The organism is Nocardioides pyridinolyticus, assembly GCF_054653575.1.
Genome location: NZ_BAAIFY010000007.1, coordinates 102,030 through 125,635 on the forward strand (window position 1 = coordinate 102,030; position 23,606 = coordinate 125,635).

Here is a 23,606-nt window from a genome sequence, read left to right on the forward strand (position 1 = left end):
GGGAGGGCGTGATCCCCGACGAGAACCGGTTCCACAGCGACCCCGACCAGGCGCTCGACGAGCGACCCGCACTGCCGGCGGGGTGGACGGTCGACGTACCCGATCCCGCTGACCGGTTCGACGTCGCCCGGCTGACCCACCTCCTGCGCGCGCACGAGCGGCACGGTCGCGGCTGGGCCGGCTCGGGCGTCGACGACGTGCTGGTCGAGGTCTCCGAGCGCGGGCTCCGGATGCGGGAGAACGTCGTCGTCCGGGACGTCGACGGCGAGATCCACGCCTGGGGCAGCGTGCACGACCGGTCGGTCGGCCGGATGCTGTTCGTGCACATCGTCGAGCGCGACCTGCCCGAGCAGGTCGCCGACGCGTGCTCCGACGTGCTGTTCGACTGGGCGGAGGGCCAGGCCCGCGCGGTCGGCGCCGCCCGCGGGCTGCGGACCCAGCAGATCGACACCGGCGCCTTCGAGGGCGACGAGCGCCAGGCCCGCTGGCTCTCCGGGGCCGGCTTCGAGCGGGTGCGCCACTGGTGGCAGATGAGCCGCCCGGTCACGCCCGACGAGCGCGTCCTGGTGCCCGACCCCCAGCGCTGGGAGGACCGGGGCGTGGTGTTCCGCCTGGTCCGGCGTACCGCCGAGGGCATGCCCGAGGAGTCCGACCTGCGCGAGCTGCACGAGGTGCTCGAGGGCGCCTTCGTCGACCACTTCAACTCCAGCGAGGAGACCTTCGAGGAGTTCCTCTTCCGGCTCCGCGAGGACCCCGGGCACCGCTGGGACCACTGGTGGCTCGCCGAGCTGGTCGACGCGGGCGAGCCCACGCCGGTCGGTGCGCTCGTCGGCACCGTCTCCGAGAGCACCACCGGACCCGACGGGTCCTACGTGTCCTACCTCGGCGTGCTCGAGGCGGCCCGCGGCCGCGGCGTCGCCAAGGGCCTGCTCCGCACGATCATCGCCGACGCCGCCCTCCGGGGCCGGGACCGCGTGGGCCTGGAGGTCGACGCCGACTCGCCCACGGGCGCCGCGGGCCTGTATACGTCGATGGGCTGGGCGACGAAGTACGTCACCGAGTCCTGGCACCGGGACGTCCAGGTCAGCTGACCGGGTCGGCCATCTCCGCCAGCGCCGCGCGCAGGGCGCGGTGGATGCCGTTGGGCGTGAGCACGCCGACGAACCGGGCGCCCTGCTTCACCCCGACCATGCCGCGGTCGTCGCGCAGCAGCACGGCGAGCGCCTCCCCGAGGGTGCCGTCCGCATCGATCGCGGCCCCGAGGTCACCCGCGCGGACGCCGTCGAGCGGCTCGACGTGGGCGAGGTCGAGCGGGATCACCTGGAGCCGGCGCAGGCCGCTGGTCGAGCCGACGAAGTCGGCCACGAAGTCGTCCGCCGGCCGGCCCAGGAGGCGTGCCGGGGTGTCGAACTGCGCCAGCCGTCCGCCGGTCGCGAAGACCGCCACCCGGTCGCCGAGGCGGACCGCCTCGTCGATGTCGTGGGTGACGAAGACGACCGTCACGCCGAGCTCGGCGTGCAGCCGCAGGAACTCGTCCTGGAGCCGCAGCCGGATCAGCGGGTCGACGGCGCCGAAGGGCTCGTCCATGAGCAGCACCGGCGGCTTCGCTGCGAGCGCCCGGGCGACGCCGACCCGCTGCTGCTGCCCGCCCGAGAGCTGGTGCGGGTAGCGGTCGGCGTACGTCGCGGGGTCGAGCCCGACCAGGTCGAGCAGCTCGAGCGCCCGGGTCCGCGCGGTGGCCTTGGACTCGCCGTCGAGCAGCGGCACCGTCATCACGTTCGTGACGACGTTCTGGTGCGGGAAGAGCCCGACCTGCTGGATGACGTAGCCGATCCCGCGGCGCAGCTTGACCGGGTCCTGCGTGGTGACGTCCTGGCCGTCGATCCGGACCGTGCCGCTGGACGGCTCGATCATCCGGTTGATCATCCTCAGCGTCGTGGACTTGCCGCACCCCGACGGCCCGACGAGGCAGACGAGCTCGCCCCGGCGTACGTCGAGGTCGAGCCCGTGCACCGCGACGGTGCCGTCGTCGTAGGTCTTGCTGACGCCCGAGAGCCGGATCATGGGGTCACTGGCCACCGAACCGGTACCGTCCATGCGGTGACCCTACTCGGGCCGGGCGCGGCCGCAGCGGAGCCGAGCTGCTACAGCCGGCTCACCAACGAGTGGTTCTGCGGGCAGTACGTGCGGGACTTCGAGCAGGAGATCATCGACGCGACCGTGCAGCACCTCGGCATCACCGTCGCCGCGGTGCTCCTGGGCGTCATGATCGCCTTCCCCCTGGCGTTGGTCGCGCGGCGCCTGCCCCGGCTCGAGACCGCGATCCTCGGCACGGCGACCGCGATCTACACGATCCCCTCGCTCGCGCTGCTGCCGCTGATGGTGCCGTTCACCGGCATCAGCGCGACCACGGTGGTGATCGCGCTCGCCCTGTACGCGCTGACCGTCCTCGTGCGCAGCATGCTCGAAGGGCTTCGCTCGGTGCCCGCGGAGGTGCGTGAGTCCGCGCGCGGCCTGGGCTACGGCGCGACCCGCCTGCTGTTCCGCGTCGAGCTGCCGCTCGCGCTGCCCGTGATGATGGCCGGGCTCCGGGTGGCGACGGTGTCGACCGTCGCCCTGACCACGGTCGGGTCGCTCGTGTCCTACGGGGGCCTCGGCAACCTGATCAAGGACGGCGTGGCCTCGAACTTCCGCGCCGAGCTGATGACCGCCTCCATCCTCTGCGTCCTGATCGCCGTGGTGTTCGACGTGGTGATCGTGTTCGCCCAGTGGTCGCTGACGCCGTGGACCCGGGGAGCGCGCGCATGATCGTCCTCTCCGACACCTGGGACTACCTCACCGACCCGGCCAGCTGGACCGGCCCCGGCGGGATGCTTCACCTGCTGGTGGAGCAGCTGCTGCTGAGCTTCACCTCCCTCGCGATCGCCGCGGTGATCGGCCTGCCCGTCGCCCTGTGGCTCGGGCACCGCGGCCGCGGCCAACTGCTGGCGATCAACGTCTCGAACGTGGGTCGCGCGGTGCCGACGTTCGCGCTGCTGGCCTTCCTGGTCACCGCGGACTGGCCGGGCACGGCGGAGCTCGGTCCCTACGGGCGCGCCGGCCTGGCGACGATCATCGCGCTCACGCTCTTCGCGCTGCCGCCGATCATCACCAACGCCAACGTCGGGATCCGCGAGGTCTCGCCGGCGGTGCGGCAGGCCGCGGACGGGATGGGCATGAGCGGGTGGCAGAAGTTCAGCCGCGTCGAGCTGCCACTCGCCGCACCGCTGGTGCTGCTGGGGCTGCGGCTGGCTCTCGTGCAGGTCTGGGCGACCGCGACGATCGCGGCCCTGGTCGCCGGCCCGGGGCTCGGCAACGTGATCACGGAGGGCTTCTACCGCACCAACTACGGCCAGGGCATCGCCGGCGCCATCGTGGTCGCAGCGGTCGCGCTGGTGCTCGAGGTGCTGGCGGCGCTCGCCCAGCGGATCCTCGACCCGACGCCGCGCGCATCGTCACCGAATCGTCACCGGGGAATGTCGGCGGTGGCACCTATGGTTGCCGATACGGCCGAGCCCCCTCGGCCGTGAGCACGACCGGACACGCGCGGAGCGCCCGCGGGACACAGAAGGTGATGCACATGCAGGTACGACGTTCTCTCGCCGCGGTGCTCGCCGCCGGCGCCCTCCTGGCCACCGCCTGCGGCACTGACGGGACCTCCGGCGACTCCGGCAGCTCGGAGGGCGACTCGACGGCTGCGGCCGACCAGGGACCCGTCCGGATCGCGAGCCAGGACTTCCCGGAGGCCGCCCTGGTCACGGCGATGTACGACGAGCTGCTGACCGACGCCGGCTACGACACCGACGTGAAGCTCGTCGGCACCCGCGACGTCTACATGCCCGAGTTCCCCGACGGCGTCGACGTCGTCCCCGAGTACGTCGGGGGCATCGTGAACTTCCTCAACGCGCAGGCGAACGGCGCGAAGGCGGAGCCGTTCACGGCCGGCGACGGGCAGGAGCTCGCCGACCAGGGCAAGTCCCTGCTCGACGACGCCGGGATGACGCTGCTCGACCTGTCGACGGCCACGGACACCAACGCGTTCTTCGTGACCCAGGAGTACTCCGACGCCGAGGGCGTCACCCGGCTCTCGGACCTCTCCGGCACGTCCGTCGTGCTCGCTGCGGCCCCGGACTGCGAGGGCCGCCTCGACTGCGCCGCCGGGCTGACCGACGAGTACGGCATCGACATCACCAAGATCCTGCCGCTGGGCTTCGCGAGCGACCAGACCTACCAGTCGGTGCTCAGCGGCGAATCCCAGCTCGGCCTGACCAGCACCACCGACGGCACGCTGGAGGGACAGGGCCTGGTGCTCCTCGAGGACGACAAGCTGATCCAGCCGGCGCAGAACCTCGTCCCGGCGGTCAGCACCACGTTCCTCGACGCCCACCCGGACGTCGCCGAGGTGCTCAACGCCCTGATGGCAGCGCTCACGACCGAGAAGCTCACCGAGCTCAACGGCCAGGTGTCGGTCGACCGGGCGAAGCCCGAGGACGTCGCCCACCAGTTCCTCGAGGACGAGGGCCTGCTCTGACGCCCGTCGCGACTCCGGCGTGGGCCGGGGTCGCGACGCCGTCCCCGTAGCCGGGGCGAACCTCAGTCGCGGACCTCGAAGTCGCGCAGCGCCAGCGCCGCGGGATCGACCGTGGCCAGGTCGATCACCGGGACGTCGATGCGCGGCCCGGCCGCGTCGCGGACCTGCGGCATCGGGCCGCCGACCTCGGCGACGTACGCCATCACGGCGGCGGCGTCCTCCCGCCGGCCCTGCTCGACGAGCCAGCCGGTGAGCCGGTGCACGGGCGGCAGCCCGGAGTGCACCAGCGAGCGCTCCGACCAGAGCTCCTGCACGCCCCGGGAGAGCAGCTCCCACCAGGCGTCGGAGCAGCCGGGGATCTCCACGAAGTAGCGGTGCAGGTCGCCGGCGAGCACTCGGTCGACGAACATCGTGCGGACCTGCTCGGAGCCGTAGTCGTCCACGGTCGCCAGCGACATCCGCTTGGTCGCCCAGCGGTCGCGGAGGTCGTCCAGGGACGAGCGCTGCTGGGTGATGGACGAGCCGTCGTGCCGGATCCGCCAGTGGTAGACGACCTCCGGGACGACCGCGAACAGCCGCGCCCGCGCGTAGGCCTCGGTCGTCGTCGGCTGGTCCTCGTAGCGGATCCGCTCCGCCCAGGCCAGCCCGGCGCCGTCCCAGAAGTCGCGGCGGAACAGCTTGTTCCACGCGAACACGTCGCCGAGGATCTCGGGGTGCTCCTCGAGCCGGACCGCCCGTCGCTCCCGGTGCAGCCGCTTCATCCACGGCAGCTCGGTGAGCCGGCCGTCCTCCCAGCGGGCGACGGAGCCGGTCACGAAGTCCGCGCCGGTGCGCTTCTGCTCCGTCACCAGGACCTCGTACGCCGCGGGCGGCACCACGTCGTCGGAGTCGGCGAACGCCAGCAGCTCGCCGCGCACGTGGCGCAGGCCCTCGTTGCGGGCGGCGCCCAGGCCGCGGTTCTCGGTGTGCACGGCGCGGACGCGGCGGTCGCGGGCGGCGTACTCGTCGGCGATCGCGCCGGAGGAGTCGGTCGACCCGTCGTCGACGAGCACCACGTCGAGCTCGCGGTGGGTCTGCCCGAGCACGCTGTCGACGGCCTCGCGCAGGTAGCCCTCCACGTTGTGGACCGGGACCACGACGCTGACCAGCGGGGAGCGCCGCCCGAACTTCATGGCGCCACCGTAGCGACCGTTAGGCTCCTGCCTCGTGAGTGACCCGAGTGCCGTCGACCCCGCCGACTACCCGCGGAAGGTGCTCTTCGTGGCGGGCGCGGGGCGCAGCGGCACCAGCACGATGGCCGGGCTGATGAAGATCATGGGCCTCCACGTGCCGCTCCCCGAGGTGGTCGCCGACGAGACCAACCCCAAGGGCTTCGGCGAGCCGCAGTGGGTCGTCGAGCACCACGACCGGCTGCTCCGCGAGGCCAACGTCCAGGTCAGCGACTCGCGCCCGGACGCGTGGTTCGAGACCGGACGGGTCTCGACGCGCGAGCAGGAGCGGATCCGCACGGCCGAGTGGCTGGGCGAGCACTTCGCGGTCAACCCCGAGCTGGTCGTGAAGGACCCGCGGCTGAGCTGGTTCCTGGGTCTCTGGCGCGTGGCCGCGATCCGCGCCGGCGCGACGCCGGTGTTCGCCACGATGCTGCGCCCGCCGGCCGAGGTGGTCGGCAGCAAGCAGACCTACTACCAGAACCGGCTGGGCTCGGCGCACCTCGCGGCGTCCTGGCTGAACATGCTGCTGCACACCGAGCGGGCCACCCGGGAGTCCGTCGCGGACGGCGGCCGCGTCTTCGTCCGGTACGCCGACCTGCTCGACGACTGGACCCGGGTCGTCATGCAGGCCGGGGAGCAGCTCCAGCTCCAGCACGTGCTGCACGCCCGGAGCGAGGCCATCCGCGACGGCCACCGGTTCGTCGACCCCAGCCTGCGCCGGATGAACCAGACGCTCGGCGACCTCGGCCTCCCGCCCCGGCTGCACGAGCTCGTCGGGCAGACATGGGAGGAGCTCAACAAGCTGGCCGAGCCCGGCGGCGACACCCCCGAGGTGCACCGGGCGCTCGACCAGCTCCGGGAGGGCTACGTCGACCTCTACGAGGAGGCCGCCGCGATCTCCCGGTCCTCCGTGGTGGCCGCGGAGCACAAGCTGAAGCGGCAGCAGCGGCTCAAACCGGCTCCCGATGCCGCGCCCGCACCGTCGCGCACGGACCGGATCCCGCACGGCCTCCGGGCCGCGGTCCCCGCACCGGTCCGCCGGGGCCTGCGGAAGCTGCTCGGCCGGTCCCGATGACCGCGCACCTCGGTGCCGGCGGCCTGAAGAACCTCGAGGGCCACGCCGACTTCGACATCACCTGGCCCTGGCTCCGGCCGGAGGGGCTGCGGCCCGGCGCCACCGCCGTACTCCGGGTGAAGAACGAGGCGCCGTCGCTGCCGTTCGTGCTCCCGCCGCTGCTCCGCGCGTGCGACGCGGTCCTGCTCGTCGACAACGGCTCCGACGACGGCACCCCCGAGGTCGCCCGCGACGTCGCCGAGCGGGCCGGGTACGCCGACGAGCTCACCGTCACGTCGTACCCCTTCGCCGTCGCGCGCGCCGGCGCCGAGCACCTGGCCCAGCACGAGCTGTCGGTCCACTCGCTGTCGTACTTCTACAACTGGTGCTTCGCGCAGGTCGGCACCCGCTACTCGTGGAAGTGGGACGGCGACATGGTCCTCACCACCGAGGGCGAGGTGTCGATGGGCGACCTGGGCTGGCAGGTCGGCGACGTGCAGTCGATCGTGCGGGTGCCGCGGCACGGCCTCTACCTCGAGAGCGAGTCCCAGGGCTACCTCGACCTGGGCTGGCGCAACGCCGAGGAGTGGGGCTTCCCGATCGGGCCGGACTTCGTCTACACCAAGGCCTTCGAGTGGGAGATCCGCACGACACCGGTCGGCGTGCGCTCGATCGCGCTGCCGCAGGGGCTCTGCGTGGAGCTGAAGTACCTCCACGGCGAGGAGTTCGCCCACTGGACCGACCCGGAGTCGTTCGCGACGTCGTGGCGCAACCGCCGCAAGCGCCGCGAGTGGGAGGTCTTCCACGCGCTCCGCGACGGCGTGGTCCTCCCCGGCGTCCACGAGATCACCGCCCCCGCCGGCGTCCACATCGTCGACCACGTCACGCACGACTGGCTCCCGCGCGCGCCGCGCCCACTCGACGTCGGCTGATCCGCCGCGGCGTCGGGGGTGTCGGCTACGTCACCCCGCGCGTCCCTTACCTCGGTCCAGACCGGGGCGTACCTTGGACCGCGCCGGGGAACAACCACCCCGACCACCACCACGACGAGCACACCGTCCGGTACCCACACCGGCCCCGATCCGCCACCGCGGCGAGGGGTGGTCGGAGGGACTGGAACGAAAGGTTCGACACCCATGACGCACCGCGCTGCCATGAGCATCGGCGTCGTCGGCGCAGGCCGCGTCGGCGCCGTCCTGGCCGCCGCCCTCGAGGCCGCGGGCCATCACGTGGTCGCCGCCGCCGGCGAGTCCGACGCCTCGCGCTCCCGCATCGCCGACCTGATCCCGGGCGCCCGGCACGGGAAGCCCTCCGACGTCGCGCGCGCCTGCGACCTGCTCCTGCTGACCGTGCCCGACGACATGCTGGAGAACGTCGTCACGGTGCTCAGCGACAGCGGCGCGATCCGCCCCGGGCAGTACGTCGTGCACACCTCCGGCCGCCACGGGCTGGCCGTCGTCGAGCCCGCGCGCCGGGTCGGGGCGCGGGTGGTCGCGATGCACCCCGCGATGACCTTCACCGGCACCGCTCTCGACCTCGACCGCCTCTCTGCTCGATTCGGGGGAGGCTGCGTCTTCGGCCTCACCGCCGGCACCGACGAGCACGCGTTCGCGGAGGGCCTGGTCGCCGACCTCGGCGGCCGCCCGATGTGGGTGCCCGAGCAGATGCGGACGCTCTACCACTCCGGTCTCGCGCACGGCGCGAACCACCTCGTCACCCTCGTGACGCAGGCGATGGAGATCCTCGCCGCGGCCGGCGCCGACGACCCGGCCGGCACCCTGCGGCCGCTGCTGACCGCCGCCCTCGACAACGCGCTCGAGAACGGCGACGCGGCCCTCACCGGCCCGATCGTCCGCGGCGACGTCAACACCGTGCGCGCCCACCTGGCCGACATCACCGCCAACGCGCCGCACACGATGCCGTCCTACGTCGCCCTGGCCCGCGACACCCTCGACCGGGTGGTGACCGACGGCCGCGTGCTGCCGATCCGGGCCAACGCGATCCGCCGGGTGATCGACGGCGCCGAGCGCGCCGCCCAGCTCCAGGCCGCCCGCCGCCGATGACGTCCAGCCCCGCCCTCGCCCCGACGCGCGAGGAGCTCGTCAGCCTGCTCGCGAAGCACGACGGCCCGGTCGGGTTCGTCCCCACCATGGGCGCCCTGCACGAGGGCCACGCCAGCCTGATGCGCGTCGCCCGCGAGCGTGTCGCCAGGGACGGGCAGAGCGGTCCCGTCGTCGTCTCGATCTTCGTGAACCCGCTCCAGTTCGGGCCGGACGAGGACCTCGACCGCTACCCGCGCACGCTCGACGCCGACCTCGAGGTCTGCGCCCGGGAGGGCGTCGACATCGTGTTCGCGCCGGCCGTCGAGGAGGTCTACCCAGGCGGTGAGCCGCAGGTGACGGTGTCGCCCGGCCCGCTCGCCGAGGTGCTCGAGGGCAAGGTCCGCCCCGGCCACTTCAGCGGGGTCCTCACGGTCGTCGCCAAGCTGTTCGGGCTGGTGCGCCCCGACGTCGCGGTCTTCGGCGAGAAGGACTACCAGCAGCTCGCGCTGATCCGCCGGATGGTGCTCGACCTCAACCTGGGCGTCGAGGTCGTCGGGGCCGAGACGGTCCGCGAGCCCGACGGGCTCGCGCTCTCCAGCCGCAACCGCTACCTCGACGCCGACGAGCGGGAGAGCGCCGCCGCGCTGAGCCGGGTGCTCCGCGCGGCCCAGGACAACGCCCGGTACGGCGCCGAGGGAGCCCTCGCCGCCGCGCGGGCCGAGCTGCGCGCCGCGCAGGGCGTGGACCTCGACTACCTGGTGATCACCGACCCGGACCTCGGCGAGCTGCGGGCCGACGTACCACCCGGGACGGAGGCCCGCGCGCTCATCGCCGCTCGCGTGGGCACGACCCGGCTCATCGACAACCTGCCCCTCGTCCTCTACCCCACTTCTGGGAGACCCTGATGCTCCGCACCATGATGAAGAGCAAGATCCATCGCGCCACCGTCACCCAGGCCGACCTGCACTACGTCGGCTCGGTGACCGTCGACGAGGACCTGCTCGACGCCGCCGACCTGCTGCCCGGCGAGCTCGTCCACATCGTCGACATCACCAACGGCGCCCGCCTCGAGACCTACACGATCGCGGGCGAGCGCGGGTCCGGCGTGATCGGCATCAACGGCGCCGCCGCGCACCTCGTGCACCCCGGCGACCTCGTGATCCTCATCGGCTACGGCCAGATGGAGACCGCCGAGGCGAAGGAGTTCCAGCCGCACGTGGTGTTCGTGGACGCCGACAACAAGATCCTGGCCACGGGCTTCGACCCGGCCGAGGCGGTCGAGGGCTTCGGACTGATGCGCGGCGACCAGCTCGCGCAGCGATAGCCTGCGCCCGTGCCCACCGCCCCGGTCCGTCGCGTCCCCGGCCGCCTGGTCGCGCCCGAGCCGGGGTGGACGACCACGGCCGACGTCGTCGTGATCGGCTCCGGCATCGCCGGCCTCACCGCGGCCCTGCGGCTGCGCGGGAAGGTCGGCAAGGTCCTCGTCGTCACCAAGGACGTGCTCGCGGCGGGCTCGACCCAGTGGGCGCAGGGCGGCATCGCCGCCGCGCTCGGCCCCGAGGACACCCCGGAGGAGCACGAGGAGGACACCCTGGTCGCGGGCGCCGGCGCGTGCGACCGCGCCGCGGTGCGGGTGCTGGTGACCGAGGGGCCCGACGCCGTGCGCGAGCTGATCGCGCTGGGCACGAACTTCGACCACGATCCCGACGGCGAGCTCTCGCTGACCCGCGAGGGCGGCCACCACCGCGACCGGATCGCGCACGCCGGCGGCGACGCGACCGGCGCCGAGATCCAGCGGGCGCTGACCGCCGCGGTCGAGCAGGCGCCCGAGATCGAGGTCGTCCAGCACGCCCTCGCCGTCGACCTGCTGCTCGCCGAGGACGGCGGGGTGGCCGGCGTGACCCTGCACGTGATGGGCGAGGGTCAGCGCGACGGCGTCGGCGCGGTGCACTGCCGCGCGGTCGTGCTGGCCAGCGGCGGCCTCGGCCAGGTGTTCTCCCAGACCACGAACCCCGCCGTCTCGACCGGCGACGGCATGGCGGTGGCGCTGCGCGCGGGCGCGGTGCTGCGCGACCTCGAGTTCGTGCAGTTCCACCCGACGGTGATGTACCTCGGCCCGGAGTCGCACGGCCAGCAGCCGCTGATCTCCGAGGCCGTGCGCGGCGAGGGCGCGTTCCTCGTCGACTTCGAGGGCGACCGCTTCATGCAGGGCGCGCACGAGCTGGCCGATCTCGCGCCACGCGACGTGGTCGCCAAGGCGATCATGCGCCGGATGATGGAGTCCGGGCGGCCGCACATGTGGCTCGACGCCCGCCACCTGGGGGCGGAGTTCTGGGAGCGCCGGTTCCCGACGATCCTCGCCACCTGCCGGCGGTACGGCGTCGACCCGGTCACCGACCTGATCCCGGTCGCGCCGGCGTGCCACTACGCCTCGGGCGGCGTCCGCACCGACCTGTGGGGCCGCAGCAACGTGCCCGGCCTCTACGCGACCGGCGAGGTCGCCTGCTCCGGCGTGCACGGCGCCAACCGGCTGGCCTCCAACTCCCTGCTCGAGGGCCTGGTCTTCTCCCGCCGGATCGGCCAGGTGCTGCCCGGCGAGCTGCGGCCGCTGCTGCCGCCGGCGCCCGACACCCGCACCCCGGGCCTGGTGCCGGGCGGGCTGCGCCGAGACCTCCAGGAGGTCATGACCACGCGCGTCGGCGTGCTCCGCAACGCGGTCGGCCTGGAGGAGGCCGCGGCCCTGCTGGACAAGCTCACCGACGTACCGGCCGAGGTCGTGGACCAGCAGTCCTGGGAGACCACGAACCTGCTCACCATCGCCACCGCCCTGGCCGACGCCGCCATGCTCCGCGAGGAGACCCGCGGCTCGCACTGGCGCGAGGACTTCCCGGAGCGCGACGACGCGCGGTTCTCCGGTCACCTCGACGCCGTCATGGACGACGGCTCGACCACCCTGGAGCTGCATTGACGCCGTACGACGAGGAGCTGCGCGCCGCCGGGCTCGACCCGGACGCGGTGCTGGCGCAGGTGCGCGCCGCGCTGGCCGAGGACCTGCCGGCCAGCTACGGGCAGAGCGATGTCACCAGCGTCGCGACGATCGCCGCCGACGCCCGGGGGAGCGGCGTCTTCGCCGCCCGCGAGGCGGGCGTGGTCGCCGGCCTCGGTGTCGCCGCGCTGGTCTTCCACGAGGTCATGGGCGACGCGGTCGAGGTGACCGACCGGGTGCCGGACGGCACGCGCGTCGCGCCGGGCGACGTCGTCATGCGGGTCGCCGGCCGCACCCGGGGCCTCCTCACCGCCGAGCGCACCGCGCTCAACTACGCCAGCCACCTCTCCGGCGTCGCGACCGCGACCGCCCAGTGGGTCGCGGCGCTCGCGGGCACGAACGCCCGCGTGCTCGACACCCGCAAGACGCTGCCGACCTACCGCGCGCTCCAGAAGTACGCCGTGCGCTGCGGCGGCGGCGTCAACCACCGGTTCAGCCTCGGCGACCGGGCGATGGTCAAGGACAACCACGTCGTCGCGGCCGGGGGCGTCGTGCCGGCCTTCGAGGCCGTGCGGGCGGCGTACCCCGACCTCCGCGTGGAGGTCGAGGTGACCGACCTCGACGAGCTGCGCGCGCTGCTCGACGTCGGCTGCACCGAGATCCTGCTCGACAACATGGACGCGCCGACGATGGCCGAGGCGGTCCGCATCACCGCCGGCCGGGCCACCCTCGAGGCGTCCGGCGGGCTCACGCTCGAGCGCGCCCGCGAGGTCGCCGAGACCGGCGTGGACTTCATCTCGGTCGGTGCGCTCACCCACTCGGTGAAGGTCTTCGACCTCGGCCTGGACCTCTCGGAGGGGTGACCGTGGCCCTCCTCGCCGCCGACATCGGCAACAGCCACACGCTGATCGGCCTGCTGGTCGACGGGGAGGTCACCGCCGACTGGCGGGTGGCGACGGACGAGCGGCGCACCTCCGACGAGTGGGCGGTGCTGCTGCACGGCCTCCTGGGGCGCTCCTTCGACGACGTCGACGGCATCGCGGTCTGCGCGACCGTCCCGGCCGTCCTGCACGAGTGGCGAGACATGCTCGCGCAGCACTTCGCCGACGTGCCGAGCCTGGTCGTCGAGCCCGGCGTCCGCACCGGCATCCCGGTCCTGATGGACAACCCGCGCGAGGTCGGCACCGACCGGATCATCAACGCGCTCGCCGCGGTCCAGGAGTACGGCGGCCCGGCGATCGTCATCGACTTCGGCGGCACCGCGACGACGTTCGACGTGATCAACGCGCAGGGTCAGTACGTCGGTGGGGCGATCTCCCCCGGCATCGAGATCTCCCTCGAGGCACTGGGCCGCCGCGGCGCGCAGCTGCGCAAGGTCGAATTGCAGCGCCCGCGCGCGGTGATTGCCAAGAACACCGTCGAGGCCCTCCAGTCGGGAATGGTTTTCGGCGTCGCGGCGCAGGTCGAGGGAATTGTCGCCCGGATGATCGCCGAGCTCGGCGAGAGCACCGAGGACGTGAATGTGATCGCCACCGGTTATCTCGCGGCTCTCGTGTGCGACGAGTGCGACTGTTTCACGCACCGAGCGCCCTGGTTGACATTGCGGGGCCTGGAGATTGCATTTTCGCGCAACCGTTGAATTTCGTTTCCTGTGCCTTTGCGTGTCATGATGAATTGCATTTCCCGACACCAGAGCGAGAGGTCACGAAATGGCCCAGAAGGTCAACATCATCCTGGTCGACGACATCGACGGGAGTGAGGCCACCGAGACCGTCACCTTCGGGTTGGACGGTACGACGTACGAGATCGACCTGAACGACAAGAACGCCGCGGCACTGCGCGATGCGTTCGCGACCTACGTCGGCCACGGCCGCAAGGTCGGCGCCGGCCCGCGCCGCGGCCGCCGCTCGTCCGCCGCCGCGGCCAACGGCCCGAGCGCCAAGGAGATCCGCGACTGGGCGCGGTCCAACGGGCACGACGTATCCGACCGCGGGCGGGTGTCGGCCGAGGTCCGTGAGGCCTACGACGCGGCGCACTGAGCCCGCCAGCACCACCCGAGCAGCCCCTTACCGGTCGACACCGGCGAGGGGCTGTTCGCTCTCAGCGGACTGCCTGGGCCCCGATCGGGGAACGCGTAGGCTGTCCGTGGGGTTGGAGTATCCGTAGCCCCACTCAAAGCTTCAGGAGCGATGCGCATGTTCGAGCGGTTCACTGACCGAGCTCGCCGGGTGGTCGTGCTGGCCCAGGAAGAGGCCCGCATGCTCTCCCACAACTACATCGGGACCGAGCACATCCTGCTCGGCCTTATCCACGAGGGCGAGGGTGTCGCCGCGAAGGCGCTCGAGAGCCTCGACATCTCCCTCGAGGCCGTGCGCGCGCAGGTCGAGGAGATCATCGGCCAGGGCCAGCAGGCCCCGAGCGGCCACATCCCGTTCACCCCGCGCGCCAAGAAGGTGCTCGAGCTGTCCCTGCGCGAGGCGCTCCAGCTCGGCCACTCCTACATCGGCACCGAGCACATCCTGCTCGGCCTGATCCGCGAGGGCGAGGGCGTCGCCGCCCAGGTGCTGCAGAAGCTCGGCGCGGACCTCAACCGGGTCCGCCAGCAGGTCATCCAGCTGCTCTCCGGCTTCCAGGGCAAGGAGTCGGCCGGCTCCGCGGCCGCCACCGGAGCCTCCGGTGCCGACGCCCCGTCGTCCTCCCTCGTGCTCGACCAGTTCGGCCGGAACCTCACCCAGGACGCCCGCGAGGGCAAGCTGGACCCGGTCATCGGCCGGGAGCAGGAGATCGAGCGGGTCATGCAGATCCTGTCCCGCCGCACGAAGAACAACCCGGTCCTCATCGGCGAGCCCGGCGTCGGCAAGACGACGATCGTCGAGGGCCTGGCCCAGGACATCGTCAAGGGCAACGTGCCCGAGACGCTGAAGGACAAGCAGATCTACACCCTCGACCTGGGTGCGCTGGTCGCCGGCTCGCGCTACCGCGGTGACTTCGAGGAGCGCCTGAAGAAGGTGCTGAAGGAGATCCGCACCCGCGGCGACATCGTGCTGTTCATCGACGAGATCCACACCCTCGTCGGCGCCGGCGCGGCCGAGGGCGCGATCGACGCCGCCAGCATCCTCAAGCCGATGCTGGCCCGCGGTGAGCTCCAGACCATCGGCGCGACCACGCTCGACGAGTACCGCAAGTACCTCGAGAAGGACGCCGCGCTCGAGCGCCGCTTCCAGCCGATCCAGGTCGCCGAGCCGTCGATCGCCCACACGATCGAGATGCTCAAGGGCCTGCGCGACCGCTACGAGGCGCACCACCGGGTGACGATCACCGACGAGGCGCTGGTCTCGGCGGCGACGCTGGCCGATCGCTACATCTCCGACCGGTTCCTGCCGGACAAGGCGATCGACCTGATCGACGAGGCGGGCTCGCGCCTGCGGATCCGCCGGATGACGGCGCCCGCCGACCTGCGCGAGTACGACGACAAGATCAGCGAGGTGCGGCAGCGCAAGGAGGCCGCGATCGACGGCCAGGACTTCGAGGCCGCCGCGCGCCTGCGCGACGAGGAGAAGCAGCTCATCCTGCGCAAGTCCGAGCGCGAGAAGCAGTGGCGCGCGGGCGACATGGACGAGGTCGCGGAGGTCGACGAGGAGCTGATCGCCGAGGTGCTCGCCGTGGCGACCGGCATCCCGATCGTGAAGCTCTCCGAGGAGGAGTCGACCCGGCTGCTCAAGATGGAGGACGAGCTCCACAAGCGCGTCATCGGCCAGGAGGAGGCCGTCAAGGCGCTCAGCCGGGCCATCCGGCGTACCCGTGCCGGCCTGAAGGACCCCAAGCGCCCCGGCGGCTCGTTCATCTTCGCCGGTCCGTCCGGTGTCGGTAAGACCTGGCTGTCCAAGACGCTCGCTGAGTTCCTCTTCGGCGACGAGGACGCGCTCATCCAGCTCGACATGTCGGAGTTCGGCGAGAAGCACACCGTCTCGCGGCTCTTCGGCTCGCCTCCGGGCTACGTCGGCTACGAGGAGGGCGGCCAGCTCACCGAGAAGGTGCGGCGCAAGCCGTTCTCGGTCGTGCTCTTCGACGAGGTCGAGAAGGCGCACCCCGACATCTTCAACAGCCTGCTGCAGATCCTGGAGGAGGGTCGCCTGACCGACTCCCAGGGCCGGGTGGTCGACTTCAAGAACACCGTCATCATCATGACCACCAACCTCGGCACCCGGGACATCGCCAAGGGCGTCAACCTGGGCTTCCAGGGTGCTACGGGCGGGCCGGGCGACTACGACCGGATGAAGAACAAGGTGCAGGACGAGCTCAAGCAGCACTTCCGTCCCGAGTTCCTCAACCGCGTCGACGAGATCATCGTGTTCCCGCCCCTGTCGCAGGAGCAGATCGTCGCCATGGTCGACAACATGGTCGCCGCGGTGGAGACCCGCCTCAAGGACCGCGACATGTCGCTGGAGCTCACCCAGGCCGCGAAGAACCTGCTCGCCGAGCGGGGCTTCGACCCGGTCCTGGGCGCCCGGCCGCTGCGCCGGACGGTCCAGCGCGAGATCGAGGACGTGCTCGCCGAGAAGATGCTCTACGGCGAGGTCGGCCCCGGCCAGATCGTGCTCGTGGACGTCGAGGGCGAGGGTCCGACCGCGACCTTCACCTTCGCGGGCCAGAAGGTCGGCACGCTGCCGGACCTGCCGCCGTTCGAGACCGCCGAGGTCGCTCCCAGCGACGGCCCCGACGACTCCGACAGCGGCTCGGACGTCCCGAAGTCCCAGGACTGACCGCCTGATCACCGCCGAGTCGGCGCAGTTTCAGCTGAAACTGCGCCGACTCGGCATTTCAGGGGAGCGCGTAGGCGTCCGGGCCGGCGGGGACGAGCAGGCCGTCCTCGACCAGGGAGGCCAGGCAGCGGATCCGCTGGCCCTCGTCGTGCCACGCCGCGTCGAGCGCGCTGCGGTGCACCGGGCCGTCGCTGTCGCGCAGCACCGCGAGCAGCCGCCCGCGGCACTGCCGGTCGGTGCCGGCCCACGTCTGCACCTTCCGCGGCGGCCCGTCGTACGCCGGGTACCCCGCCGCACGCCAGGCACAGCGGTCGGCGATGGGACAGGCGCCGCAGCGCGGGTTCGCGGCGGTGCACACCAGGGCGCCGAGCTCCATGACCGCGACCGCCCACGTCGCCGCGGTCGCGTCGTCCTCGGGCAGCAGCCCGGTCGCGACCTCGCGCTCGGCCTTCGTCACCGCCGCCGACGGGAACTCCACGCCTTGCACCGCCCGCGCGAACACCCGGCGGACGTTGGTGTCCAGCACCACGTGCCGCCGGCCGTGCGCGAAGCTGGCGATCGCCGACGCGGTGTAGTCGCCGACCCCCGGCAGAGCCAGCAGCTCGTCGTACGACGCCGGCACCTCGCCGCCGTGGCGCTCGACGATCGCCGTCGCGGCCGCGTGCAGCCGCAGCGCCCGGCGCGGGTAGCCCAGCCGGCCCCAGGCCCGGACCGCCTCGCCGCTCGGCTCGGCCGCCAGGTCGGCCGGCGTCGGCCAGCGCTCGAGCCACTGCCCGTGGACCGGCAGCACCCGGTTCACCGGCGTCTGCTGGAGCATGAACTCCGAGACCATCACCGACCAGGGCGAGGCCTGCGCACCGCGCCACGGCAGCTCGCGGGCGTGCTCGTCGTACCACCGCAGCACCGGTTCATGGAGCAAGCTCATGCACGTACTCGCTTCGCTGCGTGCGCGCATGAGGCACATGACGGGCTGCATTGAATGGTTCGCTCGCTTCGCTCGCTCATCGCGTGCACATCCTGCCCGGTGTGGCACCACCACCAGACGCCGGGCGCTGACTAGCGTTCGTGCCATGCCGCCGCTGACCCGAGGACCGCTCCCCGCGCGGGTCTACTGGACGCGCCGGCTCATGGTGCTCGGTACGGCGGTGCTGCTGGTCGTCGCGATCGGCCGGCTGCTCGGCAACGGCAGCGACGCGGCCTCCGACGGGGACGAGCAGGCCGCCCAGGTGTCGGTCGAGACGACGCCGGCGCCGTCGGGGTACACCGACCCGGCGCCGACACCGCCGAAGCGCACGAAGACCAGGACGCCCGACCCGACGCCGACCCTCGCCGTGCCGGTGGGGGAGTGCGCCGACTCCGACATCGCGGTCACGCCGCTGGTCAAGGAGGCCGTGGGCGGGCGCGACGTGAAGATCGTGCTCCAGCTGCGGACGCTGGAGTCCCCGGCCTGCACCTGGTCGGTCGGCGCGGACGTGCTGACGATGAACATCACCTCCGGCGACGACGCCATCTGGTCGAGCCGGCAGTGCCGGGGCGCGATCCCGAAGGAGCAGGTCGTCGTCCGCCAGGCCGTCACCAGCAAGATCGAGGTCATCTGGCGGGAGGCCCGGCGCTCCGACGAGGGCTGCACGAAGCGCACCGCGTGGGCGATGCCGGGGTGGTACCACGTCACGGCCGCCGCGCTCGGCGGCGAGCCGGCCGACGTCCAGTTCGAGCTGACCACCCCGACCGCGGCCACGATCACCCGCACGGCCGAGCCGACCCAGAGCCCGTCCGGCAAGCCGTCGGGCAAGCCGAGCCAGAGGCCCAGTGGCCGTCCGGTGACCTCGCCGAGCCCGTCGGGCGCGGTCGAGCCGGACTAGACGTACCGCTCGAGGATCGTCGACTCGGCCAGGCGCGAGAGTCCTTCGCGCACGCTGCGGGCCCGCAGCTCGCCGACGCCCTCGACCGCCTGGAGGTCGTCGACCCCGGCGGAGAGCAGCTTCTGGAGCGTGCCGAAGTGGTCGACCAGCCGGTCGACGACGGTGGCGGGCAGCCGCGGCACCTTGGCCAGCAGCCGGTAGCCGCGCGGGGCGACGGCTCCGTCGAGGTGCTCGCCGGTGCCGAGGCCCAGGGCGCGGGCCGCGGCGGCGGGGTCGACCAGCTCGGTCGACGACAGCGACTCGAGCCGGTTGAGCAGCGCCTCGGGGCTCTTGGTCCGGCGGCCGGCCGGCAGGTAGTCGCGGATGACCAGCTCGCGCTCGGTGTCGACGCCGGTGATCAGCTCCTCGAGCTGGAGCGAGAGCAGGCGGCCGTCGGTGCCCAGCTCGAGGACGTAGTCCTCGATCTCGCTGGCGATCCGGGTCACCATCTCCAGGCGCTGGGCGACGACCGCGACGTCGCGCACGGTCACCAGGTCCTCGATCTCCAGGGCCGACAGGGTCGCGGACACCTCGTCGAGGCGCAGCTTGTAGCGCTCGAGCGTCGCGAGCGCCTGGTTCGCCCGGGAGAGGATCTGGCCCGAGTCCTCGAGGACGTGACGGGTCTCGCCGACGTACGCCGCGATGATCTGCATCGACTGCGACACCGAGATCACCGGGAAGCCGGTCTGCCGCGCGACGCGGTCGGCCGTGCGGTGCCGGGTGCCGGTCTCCTCCGACGGGATCGTGTGGTCGGGCATCAGGTGCACCGCGGCCCGGATGATCCGGGTGACGTCCTTGTCGACGATGATGCCGCCGTCCATCTTGGCCAGCTCGCGCAGGCCCGTCGCGGTGAACGGGACGTCGAGGGTGAAGCCGCCGGTCGAGATCGACTCGACGGTCTTGTCGTGGCCGAGCACGATCAGCGCGCCGGTGCGGCCGCGCAGGATCCGCTCGAGGCCGTCGCGCAGCGGCGTGCCGGGGGCGATGGTGGCGAGTGTCGCGCGCAGGCGCAGCGTCTCGTCCGAGCGGTCGGAGGTGGGCACGCGAGGAGTCTAGGGCGTGGGTCGCCTCACACGTCGTCGACCGCGCGCGGCTTCTGCTGGTGCTCGGGGTGCAGCAGGTGCAGGAGCCGCAGCGCGGCGCCGATGTCGGGCACGTCCAGCACCCGCATGCCGTCGACGGTCCACGACTCCGGCGACCGCGGACCGCTGCGACCCGGCTCGGAGGGCACGACCGCGAGCTGGAAGCCGAGCCGCGCCGCCTCGGCCAGCCGGTTCTGGAGGTCGCGCACCCGGCGCAGCTCGCCGGACAGGCCGATCTCGCCCATGGCCACGACGCCGCGCGGTGCCGCGACGCCGCGGTACGCCGACGTCAGGGCGACCGCGACGGCCAGGTCGCTCGCCGGCTCGCCGACGCGGGCGCCGCCGACCGTCGAGGCGAAGACGTCCATCGCGTGCAGCCGGACGCCGCAGTGCTGCTGCAGCACGGCCATCACCATCGCCACCCGGGATCCGTCGAGCCCGGACGTCGTCCGGCGCGGTCGCTCCGCGGCGCTGTGCGTCACCAGTGCCTGCACCTCCGCGAGCATCGGCCGGCGACCCTCCATGGTGACCGCGACGCACGTGCCGGGCACCTGGCCGTGGTGGTTCTCCACGAACAGCCCGGTCGGGTCGGCGACCGCGGTGATGCCGTCGGCGCCCAGGTCGAAGCAGCCGACCTCGTCGACGGGCCCGAAGCGGTTCTTCATCGCGCGGACCATCCGGAACCGCGAGTCGCGGTCGCCCTCGAAGTGCAGCACCACGTCGACGACGTGCTCGAGCACCCGCGGTCCGGCGATCGAGCCGTCCTTGGTCACGTGGCCGACGATCACCGTGGTGATGTTGCGGGTCTTGGCCATCCGCACGAGCGCGGCCGCGACCTCCTTGACCTGCGTCACGCCACCGGGCACCCCCTCGACGCCCGAGGCGCCGATCGTCTGGATGGAGTCCACGACCAGCAGGGTCGGGCGGACCTCCTCGAGGTGGGTGAGCACGGCGCCGAGGTCGGTCTCGGCCGCGAGGTAGAGCTGGTCGTGGACGCCGCCGGTGCGGTCGGCGCGCAGCCGCACCTGGGACGCGGACTCCTCGCCGGTGACGTAGAGCGTGCGCCGCTGGTAGCGCGCGGTCTGCGCGGCGACCTCCAGCAGCAGCGTGGACTTGCCGACGCCGGGCTCGCCGGCGAGCAGGATCGCGGCACCCGGGACCAGGCCGCCGCCGAGCACCCGGTCGAGCTCGGGGACACCGCTGGTGCGGAACGTGGAGTCCTCCACCGACACCTGGCCGATCGGCACCGCCGGGCGGGTCACGGGCGAGGCCGGCGTACGCCCCACCGGCGCGGCCGCGGCCTCCGCCACCGACCCCCAGGCCTGGCACTCGCCGCAGCGGCCGACCCACTTGGCGGTCTCCCAGCCGCACTCGGAGCACCGGAACGCGGGACGGGAGGTCTTCGGCATGGGGCACACCGTAAGCGGCTGCGCCGACAGTGCGGTCTATGGTCTCCTTGGATCGATCAAGACTGCTGGGAGGGAGGCGGGGTTGACGAGAAGCACCGGGCGCCTCGCCGCGCCGCCGACGCTGGCCGACGTCGCCGAGCGCGCGGGCGTGTCGCGCCAGACGGTCTCCAACGCCGTCAACAACCCCGACCTGCTGCGCGCCGACACCCTCGCGCGGGTGATCGAGGCGATCGACGAGCTCGGCTACTCGCCCAACCGCGCGGCCCGCAACCTGCGCACGCGCGCGTCGCACCTGATCGGCATGCGGTTCAACCCCGCCCAGGAGGGCACGGCCAACGCGACCATGGACCGGTTCGTGCACTCGCTGGTCGAGACCTCGCGCGAGGCCGGCTACCACGTGCTGCTGTTCGCCGGCGACCATCGCGACCCGATCTCGGGGTACGAGGACCTGCTCCGCTCCACCGCCGTCGACGCCTTCGTCGTCACCGACACCTACCTCGGCAACCCGCAGGCCGCCTGGCTGGAGCAGCGCCGCGCGCCGTTCGTCGCCTTCGGTCGTCCCTGGGAGCACCCCGCCGCCACGCATCCGTGGGTCGACGTCGACGGAGCGGCCGGCACCGACCTCGCCACCACCCATCTCATCGACCGCGGCCACCAGCGGATCGCCTGGATCGGCTGGCGCAAGGACTCCTTCATCGGCGAGGACCGCCGCTCCGGCTGGAGCCGGGCGATGCACGCCCGCGGCCTGCCGACGACCGGCTTGGCCTCGCGGGTCGAGGACACCGTCGCCAGCGGACGCGAGGCCGGCGCCGTGCTGCTCGACGAAGCCCAGCCGTCGGCGTTCGTCTGCGCCTCCGACACGCTCGCGGTGGGCGTGCTGCACATGCTCGCCGAGCGGGGGCTGCGCCCCGGCCGGGACGTCTGCGTCGTCGGCTTCGACGACTCGCAGGTCGCCCAGGTGGTCCCCGGCGGCCTGACGTCGGTGCGCCAGCCGCTGGAGCAGGTCGCCGTCGAGATCGTGAAGGCCCTCGAGGGCATGCTCGGCCACCCGCCGGTCGCCGGTCCGGGCGTGCTGCTCGCGCCGACCCTGGCGATGCGCGGCTCGAGCTGACCCGGTCCGTGCTCGACGCGGGACGTCATCCGTCCTGGTCGCCAGGGCAGCCGGTTCGTATGACGTCCCGGCCGGGGGACCCTAGAAGCGCCTCCACCAGAGGTTGACCGCGTAGTCGACCTCCGTGCCCTCGTGCTCCGCGAGCACCTCCTCGGCGACGGCCGGGTTGAACTCGATCCGCACCACGCTCTCGAGGTCGGCGCGCGAGCCGAAGGACCAGCGCATGTCGACGGGCGTGCGGGTCCACCCGCGCGTGGACCAGAACCGCTCGACCGCCGGAGGGTCGACCTCGGGGAAGCCGCGGCGGAACCAGCTCCCGAAGGTCGAGCGGGTCGGGTCGTTGTCGACGACGTACGCCGTGCCGCCGCGTCGGACGACGCGGTCCAGTTCGGCCAGGCCCGGCTCGCAGCCCGGGCCGAAGAAGTAGGCCCACCGCGCGTGCACGACGTCGACCGACGCGTCGGGGACCGGCAGCGCCTGCGCCGCACCGTGCCGGACGTCGACGTTCGTCAGCCGGCGGGTACGCCGCCGGGCGATCGCCACGAGATCGGCGTGCGGCTCGACCCCGACGACCGAGGCGGCCGTGGCGGCGAACCACGGCAGGTGGAAGCCGGTCCCGCACCCCACGTCGAGGACGGTGCGGCCGTCCCACGAGTCCACCGCCCGCATCGCGGCCTCGATCGCGCCGTCGGGGTCGACGGCGCGGTTCTCGACCTCGTAGGTCGCGGTGTGGTGCCAGATGTTGGGGCTCGGTCGCGCCCCCTCGGCGATGCTCAGCGCGGGCTCAGAGCCGGACGAGGCCGTTCGGCGTCTGCACCTGGCAGGCGAGGATGCCGGGGGTGCCGTTGGGGGCGACCCACTCGACCTTCACGTCCTCCAGCGGCGCCTCGACGGTCTCGCCGAGCCACTCGCTCACGCGCTGCGGGTCGCCGGCGATCTCCAGGCAGGCCAGGGAGAACGCGGGGTCCGCACCCGCGCTCGGGTGCATCTCGGCGGGGCTCTCCCACTGGATGAAGAACGGCAGCTGCGGGTCCGCGATCAGCCCGTTGACGCCGATCTGCCGCCACAGCAGCTCGGAGCCGTCGGGGAGGTGGCGGTTGCCCTTGGCGGACTCCCGGCCCAGCCGCTGCTCGACGGTGGTGATGTCGCTGACCGCGACGACCCAGCCCAGCCAGCCACCGCCGAGGGTGGAGCGCGCCTTGACGGCCTGGCCGAACGGCGCCTTGTCGGAGGCGGGGTGGTCGAGGGCCTCGACGATCTCGAGGTAGGTGCTGCCGCCGAGCGGCAGGATCATGTTGCGGGTCCCGAAACGGGGGTGCACACCTCCGTCGACGAAGTCCTTGCCGAGCAGTCCCCCGATGCGCTGGGCAGTGCTGGCGAGGCCATCCGGTCCTGCTGCGAAAGAAAGATGGTCCAGGCGCATGACCCGATTCTCGGCGCCCTCCCGGCGTGACGGGACACCGGGGTCAAAGTCTCT

23 protein-coding genes are annotated in these 23,606 nt (G+C 72.7%); 16 read left to right on the forward strand and 7 right to left on the reverse strand.

The features are described from left to right. Positions 1-8 precede the first annotated feature (8 nt). Positions 9-1,091 (forward strand): GNAT family N-acetyltransferase, encoded by a 1,083-nt coding sequence (locus tag ACYQ0U_RS08575; RefSeq protein ID WP_459971622.1) that lies wholly within the window; start codon positions 9-11, stop codon positions 1,089-1,091. Here ACYQ0U_RS08575 and ACYQ0U_RS08580 read toward each other — a convergent pair. Beyond that, complete coding sequence (locus ACYQ0U_RS08580; RefSeq protein ID WP_459971624.1) at positions 1,084-2,097, reverse strand: ABC transporter ATP-binding protein; 1,014 nt, start codon at positions 2,095-2,097, stop codon at positions 1,084-1,086. The genes ACYQ0U_RS08575 and ACYQ0U_RS08580 overlap by 8 nt on opposite strands. Before the next feature lie 3 nt (positions 2,098-2,100). Between ACYQ0U_RS08580 and ACYQ0U_RS08585 the strand changes: the two genes are divergently transcribed. The 3 genes from ACYQ0U_RS08585 to ACYQ0U_RS08595 are packed head-to-tail and all read left to right on the forward strand — an operon-like array spanning position 2,101 to position 4,570. Next, positions 2,101-2,808, forward strand: coding sequence for an ABC transporter permease (locus ACYQ0U_RS08585; RefSeq protein ID WP_459971626.1), 708 nt, complete (start codon positions 2,101-2,103; stop codon positions 2,806-2,808). Next, positions 2,805-3,569, forward strand: a complete 765-nt coding sequence (locus tag ACYQ0U_RS08590) for an ABC transporter permease (RefSeq protein WP_459971628.1) — start codon at positions 2,805-2,807, stop codon at positions 3,567-3,569. The genes ACYQ0U_RS08585 and ACYQ0U_RS08590 overlap by 4 nt, the downstream gene beginning before the upstream one ends. A 50-nt stretch (positions 3,570-3,619) precedes the next feature. Next, a complete protein-coding gene (locus ACYQ0U_RS08595) occupies positions 3,620-4,570 on the forward strand; it encodes an ABC transporter substrate-binding protein (RefSeq protein ID WP_459971630.1) in 951 nt (316 codons plus the stop codon). Positions 4,571-4,632: 62 nt separating this feature from the next. Here ACYQ0U_RS08595 and ACYQ0U_RS08600 read toward each other — a convergent pair whose 3' ends face one another. Beyond that, a complete protein-coding gene (locus tag ACYQ0U_RS08600; protein ID WP_459971632.1) occupies positions 4,633-5,742 on the reverse strand; it encodes a glycosyltransferase family 2 protein in 1,110 nt (369 codons plus the stop codon). A 34-nt stretch (positions 5,743-5,776) separates the two neighbouring features. On the opposite strand from ACYQ0U_RS08600, the gene ACYQ0U_RS08605 reads away from it, so the two are divergent. The 10 genes from ACYQ0U_RS08605 (at position 5,777) to ACYQ0U_RS08650 (ending at position 16,626) form a co-directional block, all read left to right on the forward strand. Beyond that, positions 5,777-6,856 carry a sulfotransferase family protein gene (locus ACYQ0U_RS08605; protein ID WP_459971634.1) on the forward strand — a complete coding sequence of 360 codons (1,080 nt, stop codon included), beginning with the start codon at positions 5,777-5,779 and terminating at the stop codon, positions 6,854-6,856. Next, positions 6,853-7,767, forward strand: coding sequence for a hypothetical protein (locus ACYQ0U_RS08610; protein ID WP_459971637.1), 915 nt, complete (start codon positions 6,853-6,855; stop codon positions 7,765-7,767). The genes ACYQ0U_RS08605 and ACYQ0U_RS08610 overlap by 4 nt, the downstream gene beginning before the upstream one ends. 204 nt (positions 7,768-7,971) lie before the next feature. Beyond that, positions 7,972-8,898, forward strand: coding sequence for a Rossmann-like and DUF2520 domain-containing protein (locus ACYQ0U_RS08615; RefSeq protein ID WP_459971640.1), 927 nt, complete (start codon positions 7,972-7,974; stop codon positions 8,896-8,898). Beyond that, positions 8,895-9,782: a pantoate--beta-alanine ligase gene (gene panC / locus ACYQ0U_RS08620; RefSeq protein ID WP_459971642.1), complete on the forward strand. Its 888-nt coding sequence runs from the start codon at positions 8,895-8,897 to the stop codon at positions 9,780-9,782. Before ACYQ0U_RS08615 ends, panC begins: the two co-directional genes overlap by 4 nt. Further along, the gene (panD, locus tag ACYQ0U_RS08625) at positions 9,782-10,201 is read left to right on the forward strand and encodes an aspartate 1-decarboxylase (RefSeq protein WP_459971644.1); all 420 of its coding nucleotides are present in this window, start codon (positions 9,782-9,784) and stop codon (positions 10,199-10,201) included. Before panC ends, panD begins: the two co-directional genes overlap by 1 nt. Before the next feature lie 9 nt (positions 10,202-10,210). Continuing rightward, entirely contained in the window at positions 10,211-11,845 is a 1,635-nt protein-coding gene (locus ACYQ0U_RS08630) for an L-aspartate oxidase (protein ID WP_459971648.1), read from the forward strand. Continuing rightward, the gene (gene nadC, locus ACYQ0U_RS08635) at positions 11,842-12,726 is read left to right on the forward strand and encodes a carboxylating nicotinate-nucleotide diphosphorylase (RefSeq protein WP_459971650.1); all 885 of its coding nucleotides are present in this window, start codon (positions 11,842-11,844) and stop codon (positions 12,724-12,726) included. The genes ACYQ0U_RS08630 and nadC overlap by 4 nt, the downstream gene beginning before the upstream one ends. 2 nt (positions 12,727-12,728) lie before the next feature. Continuing rightward, entirely contained in the window at positions 12,729-13,502 is a 774-nt protein-coding gene (locus ACYQ0U_RS08640; protein ID WP_459971652.1) for a type III pantothenate kinase, read from the forward strand. A 70-nt stretch (positions 13,503-13,572) separates the two neighbouring features. Beyond that, positions 13,573-13,902 (forward strand): histone-like nucleoid-structuring protein Lsr2, encoded by a 330-nt coding sequence (locus tag ACYQ0U_RS08645; protein WP_459971654.1) that lies wholly within the window; start codon positions 13,573-13,575, stop codon positions 13,900-13,902. A 156-nt stretch (positions 13,903-14,058) separates the two neighbouring features. Further along, a complete protein-coding gene (locus ACYQ0U_RS08650) occupies positions 14,059-16,626 on the forward strand; it encodes an ATP-dependent Clp protease ATP-binding subunit (protein WP_459971656.1) in 2,568 nt (855 codons plus the stop codon). A 58-nt stretch (positions 16,627-16,684) separates the two neighbouring features. Here ACYQ0U_RS08650 and ACYQ0U_RS08655 read toward each other — a convergent pair whose 3' ends face one another. After that, positions 16,685-17,551 carry an HhH-GPD family protein gene (locus ACYQ0U_RS08655; RefSeq protein WP_459971658.1) on the reverse strand — a complete coding sequence of 289 codons (867 nt, stop codon included), beginning with the start codon at positions 17,549-17,551 and terminating at the stop codon, positions 16,685-16,687. 145 nt (positions 17,552-17,696) lie between these two features. Between ACYQ0U_RS08655 and ACYQ0U_RS08660 the strand changes: the two genes are divergently transcribed. Further along, on the forward strand, positions 17,697-18,488 hold the full coding sequence (locus tag ACYQ0U_RS08660) for a hypothetical protein (RefSeq protein ID WP_459971660.1): 792 nt from the start codon (positions 17,697-17,699) through the stop codon (positions 18,486-18,488). On the opposite strand, the gene disA is transcribed toward ACYQ0U_RS08660, so the two are convergent. Then, complete coding sequence (gene disA / locus ACYQ0U_RS08665) at positions 18,485-19,570, reverse strand: DNA integrity scanning diadenylate cyclase DisA (protein ID WP_459971662.1); 1,086 nt, start codon at positions 19,568-19,570, stop codon at positions 18,485-18,487. The genes ACYQ0U_RS08660 and disA overlap by 4 nt on opposite strands. Positions 19,571-19,596: 26 nt before the next feature. Beyond that, positions 19,597-21,018 (reverse strand): DNA repair protein RadA, encoded by a 1,422-nt coding sequence (gene radA, locus ACYQ0U_RS08670; protein WP_459971664.1) that lies wholly within the window; start codon positions 21,016-21,018, stop codon positions 19,597-19,599. 82 nt (positions 21,019-21,100) lie between these two features. On the opposite strand from radA, the gene ACYQ0U_RS08675 reads away from it, so the two are divergent. Continuing rightward, on the forward strand, positions 21,101-22,129 hold the full coding sequence (locus ACYQ0U_RS08675) for a LacI family DNA-binding transcriptional regulator (RefSeq protein WP_459971666.1): 1,029 nt from the start codon (positions 21,101-21,103) through the stop codon (positions 22,127-22,129). Positions 22,130-22,210: 81 nt separating this feature from the next. On the opposite strand, the gene ACYQ0U_RS08680 is transcribed toward ACYQ0U_RS08675, so the two are convergent. Both ACYQ0U_RS08680 and ACYQ0U_RS08685 read right to left on the reverse strand, forming a co-directional pair. Then, the gene (locus tag ACYQ0U_RS08680) at positions 22,211-22,798 is read right to left on the reverse strand and encodes a class I SAM-dependent methyltransferase (protein WP_459971669.1); all 588 of its coding nucleotides are present in this window, start codon (positions 22,796-22,798) and stop codon (positions 22,211-22,213) included. Positions 22,799-22,913: 115 nt separating this feature from the next. After that, positions 22,914-23,552: a VOC family protein gene (locus tag ACYQ0U_RS08685; RefSeq protein WP_459971671.1), complete on the reverse strand. Its 639-nt coding sequence runs from the start codon at positions 23,550-23,552 to the stop codon at positions 22,914-22,916. Between the last annotated feature and the right edge of the window lie 54 nt (positions 23,553-23,606).

What these genes read in the sequence shown, in the direction of transcription:
- ACYQ0U_RS08685 (WP_459971671.1), bottom strand. Translation starts at nt 23,552, where the DNA reads ATGCGCCTGGACCATCTTTCTTTCGCAGCAGGACCGGATGGCCTCGCC.
- ACYQ0U_RS08590 (WP_459971628.1), top strand. Translation starts at nt 2,805, where the DNA reads ATGATCGTCCTCTCCGACACCTGGGACTACCTCACCGACCCGGCCAGC.
- radA (WP_459971664.1), bottom strand. Translation starts at nt 21,018, where the DNA reads ATGCCGAAGACCTCCCGTCCCGCGTTCCGGTGCTCCGAGTGCGGCTGG.
- ACYQ0U_RS08645 (WP_459971654.1), top strand. Translation starts at nt 13,573, where the DNA reads ATGGCCCAGAAGGTCAACATCATCCTGGTCGACGACATCGACGGGAGT.
- ACYQ0U_RS08610 (WP_459971637.1), top strand. Translation starts at nt 6,853, where the DNA reads ATGACCGCGCACCTCGGTGCCGGCGGCCTGAAGAACCTCGAGGGCCAC.
- ACYQ0U_RS08600 (WP_459971632.1), bottom strand. Translation starts at nt 5,742, where the DNA reads ATGAAGTTCGGGCGGCGCTCCCCGCTGGTCAGCGTCGTGGTCCCGGTC.
- ACYQ0U_RS08655 (WP_459971658.1), bottom strand. Translation starts at nt 17,551, where the DNA reads ATGAGCTTGCTCCATGAACCGGTGCTGCGGTGGTACGACGAGCACGCC.
- ACYQ0U_RS08580 (WP_459971624.1), bottom strand. Translation starts at nt 2,097, where the DNA reads ATGGACGGTACCGGTTCGGTGGCCAGTGACCCCATGATCCGGCTCTCG.
- panC (WP_459971642.1), top strand. Translation starts at nt 8,895, where the DNA reads ATGACGTCCAGCCCCGCCCTCGCCCCGACGCGCGAGGAGCTCGTCAGC.
- ACYQ0U_RS08680 (WP_459971669.1), bottom strand. Translation starts at nt 22,798, where the DNA reads ATGCGGGCGGTGGACTCGTGGGACGGCCGCACCGTCCTCGACGTGGGG.
- ACYQ0U_RS08595 (WP_459971630.1), top strand. Translation starts at nt 3,620, where the DNA reads ATGCAGGTACGACGTTCTCTCGCCGCGGTGCTCGCCGCCGGCGCCCTC.
- panD (WP_459971644.1), top strand. Translation starts at nt 9,782, where the DNA reads ATGCTCCGCACCATGATGAAGAGCAAGATCCATCGCGCCACCGTCACC.
- ACYQ0U_RS08615 (WP_459971640.1), top strand. Translation starts at nt 7,972, where the DNA reads ATGACGCACCGCGCTGCCATGAGCATCGGCGTCGTCGGCGCAGGCCGC.
- ACYQ0U_RS08660 (WP_459971660.1), top strand. Translation starts at nt 17,697, where the DNA reads ATGCCGCCGCTGACCCGAGGACCGCTCCCCGCGCGGGTCTACTGGACG.
- ACYQ0U_RS08650 (WP_459971656.1), top strand. Translation starts at nt 14,059, where the DNA reads ATGTTCGAGCGGTTCACTGACCGAGCTCGCCGGGTGGTCGTGCTGGCC.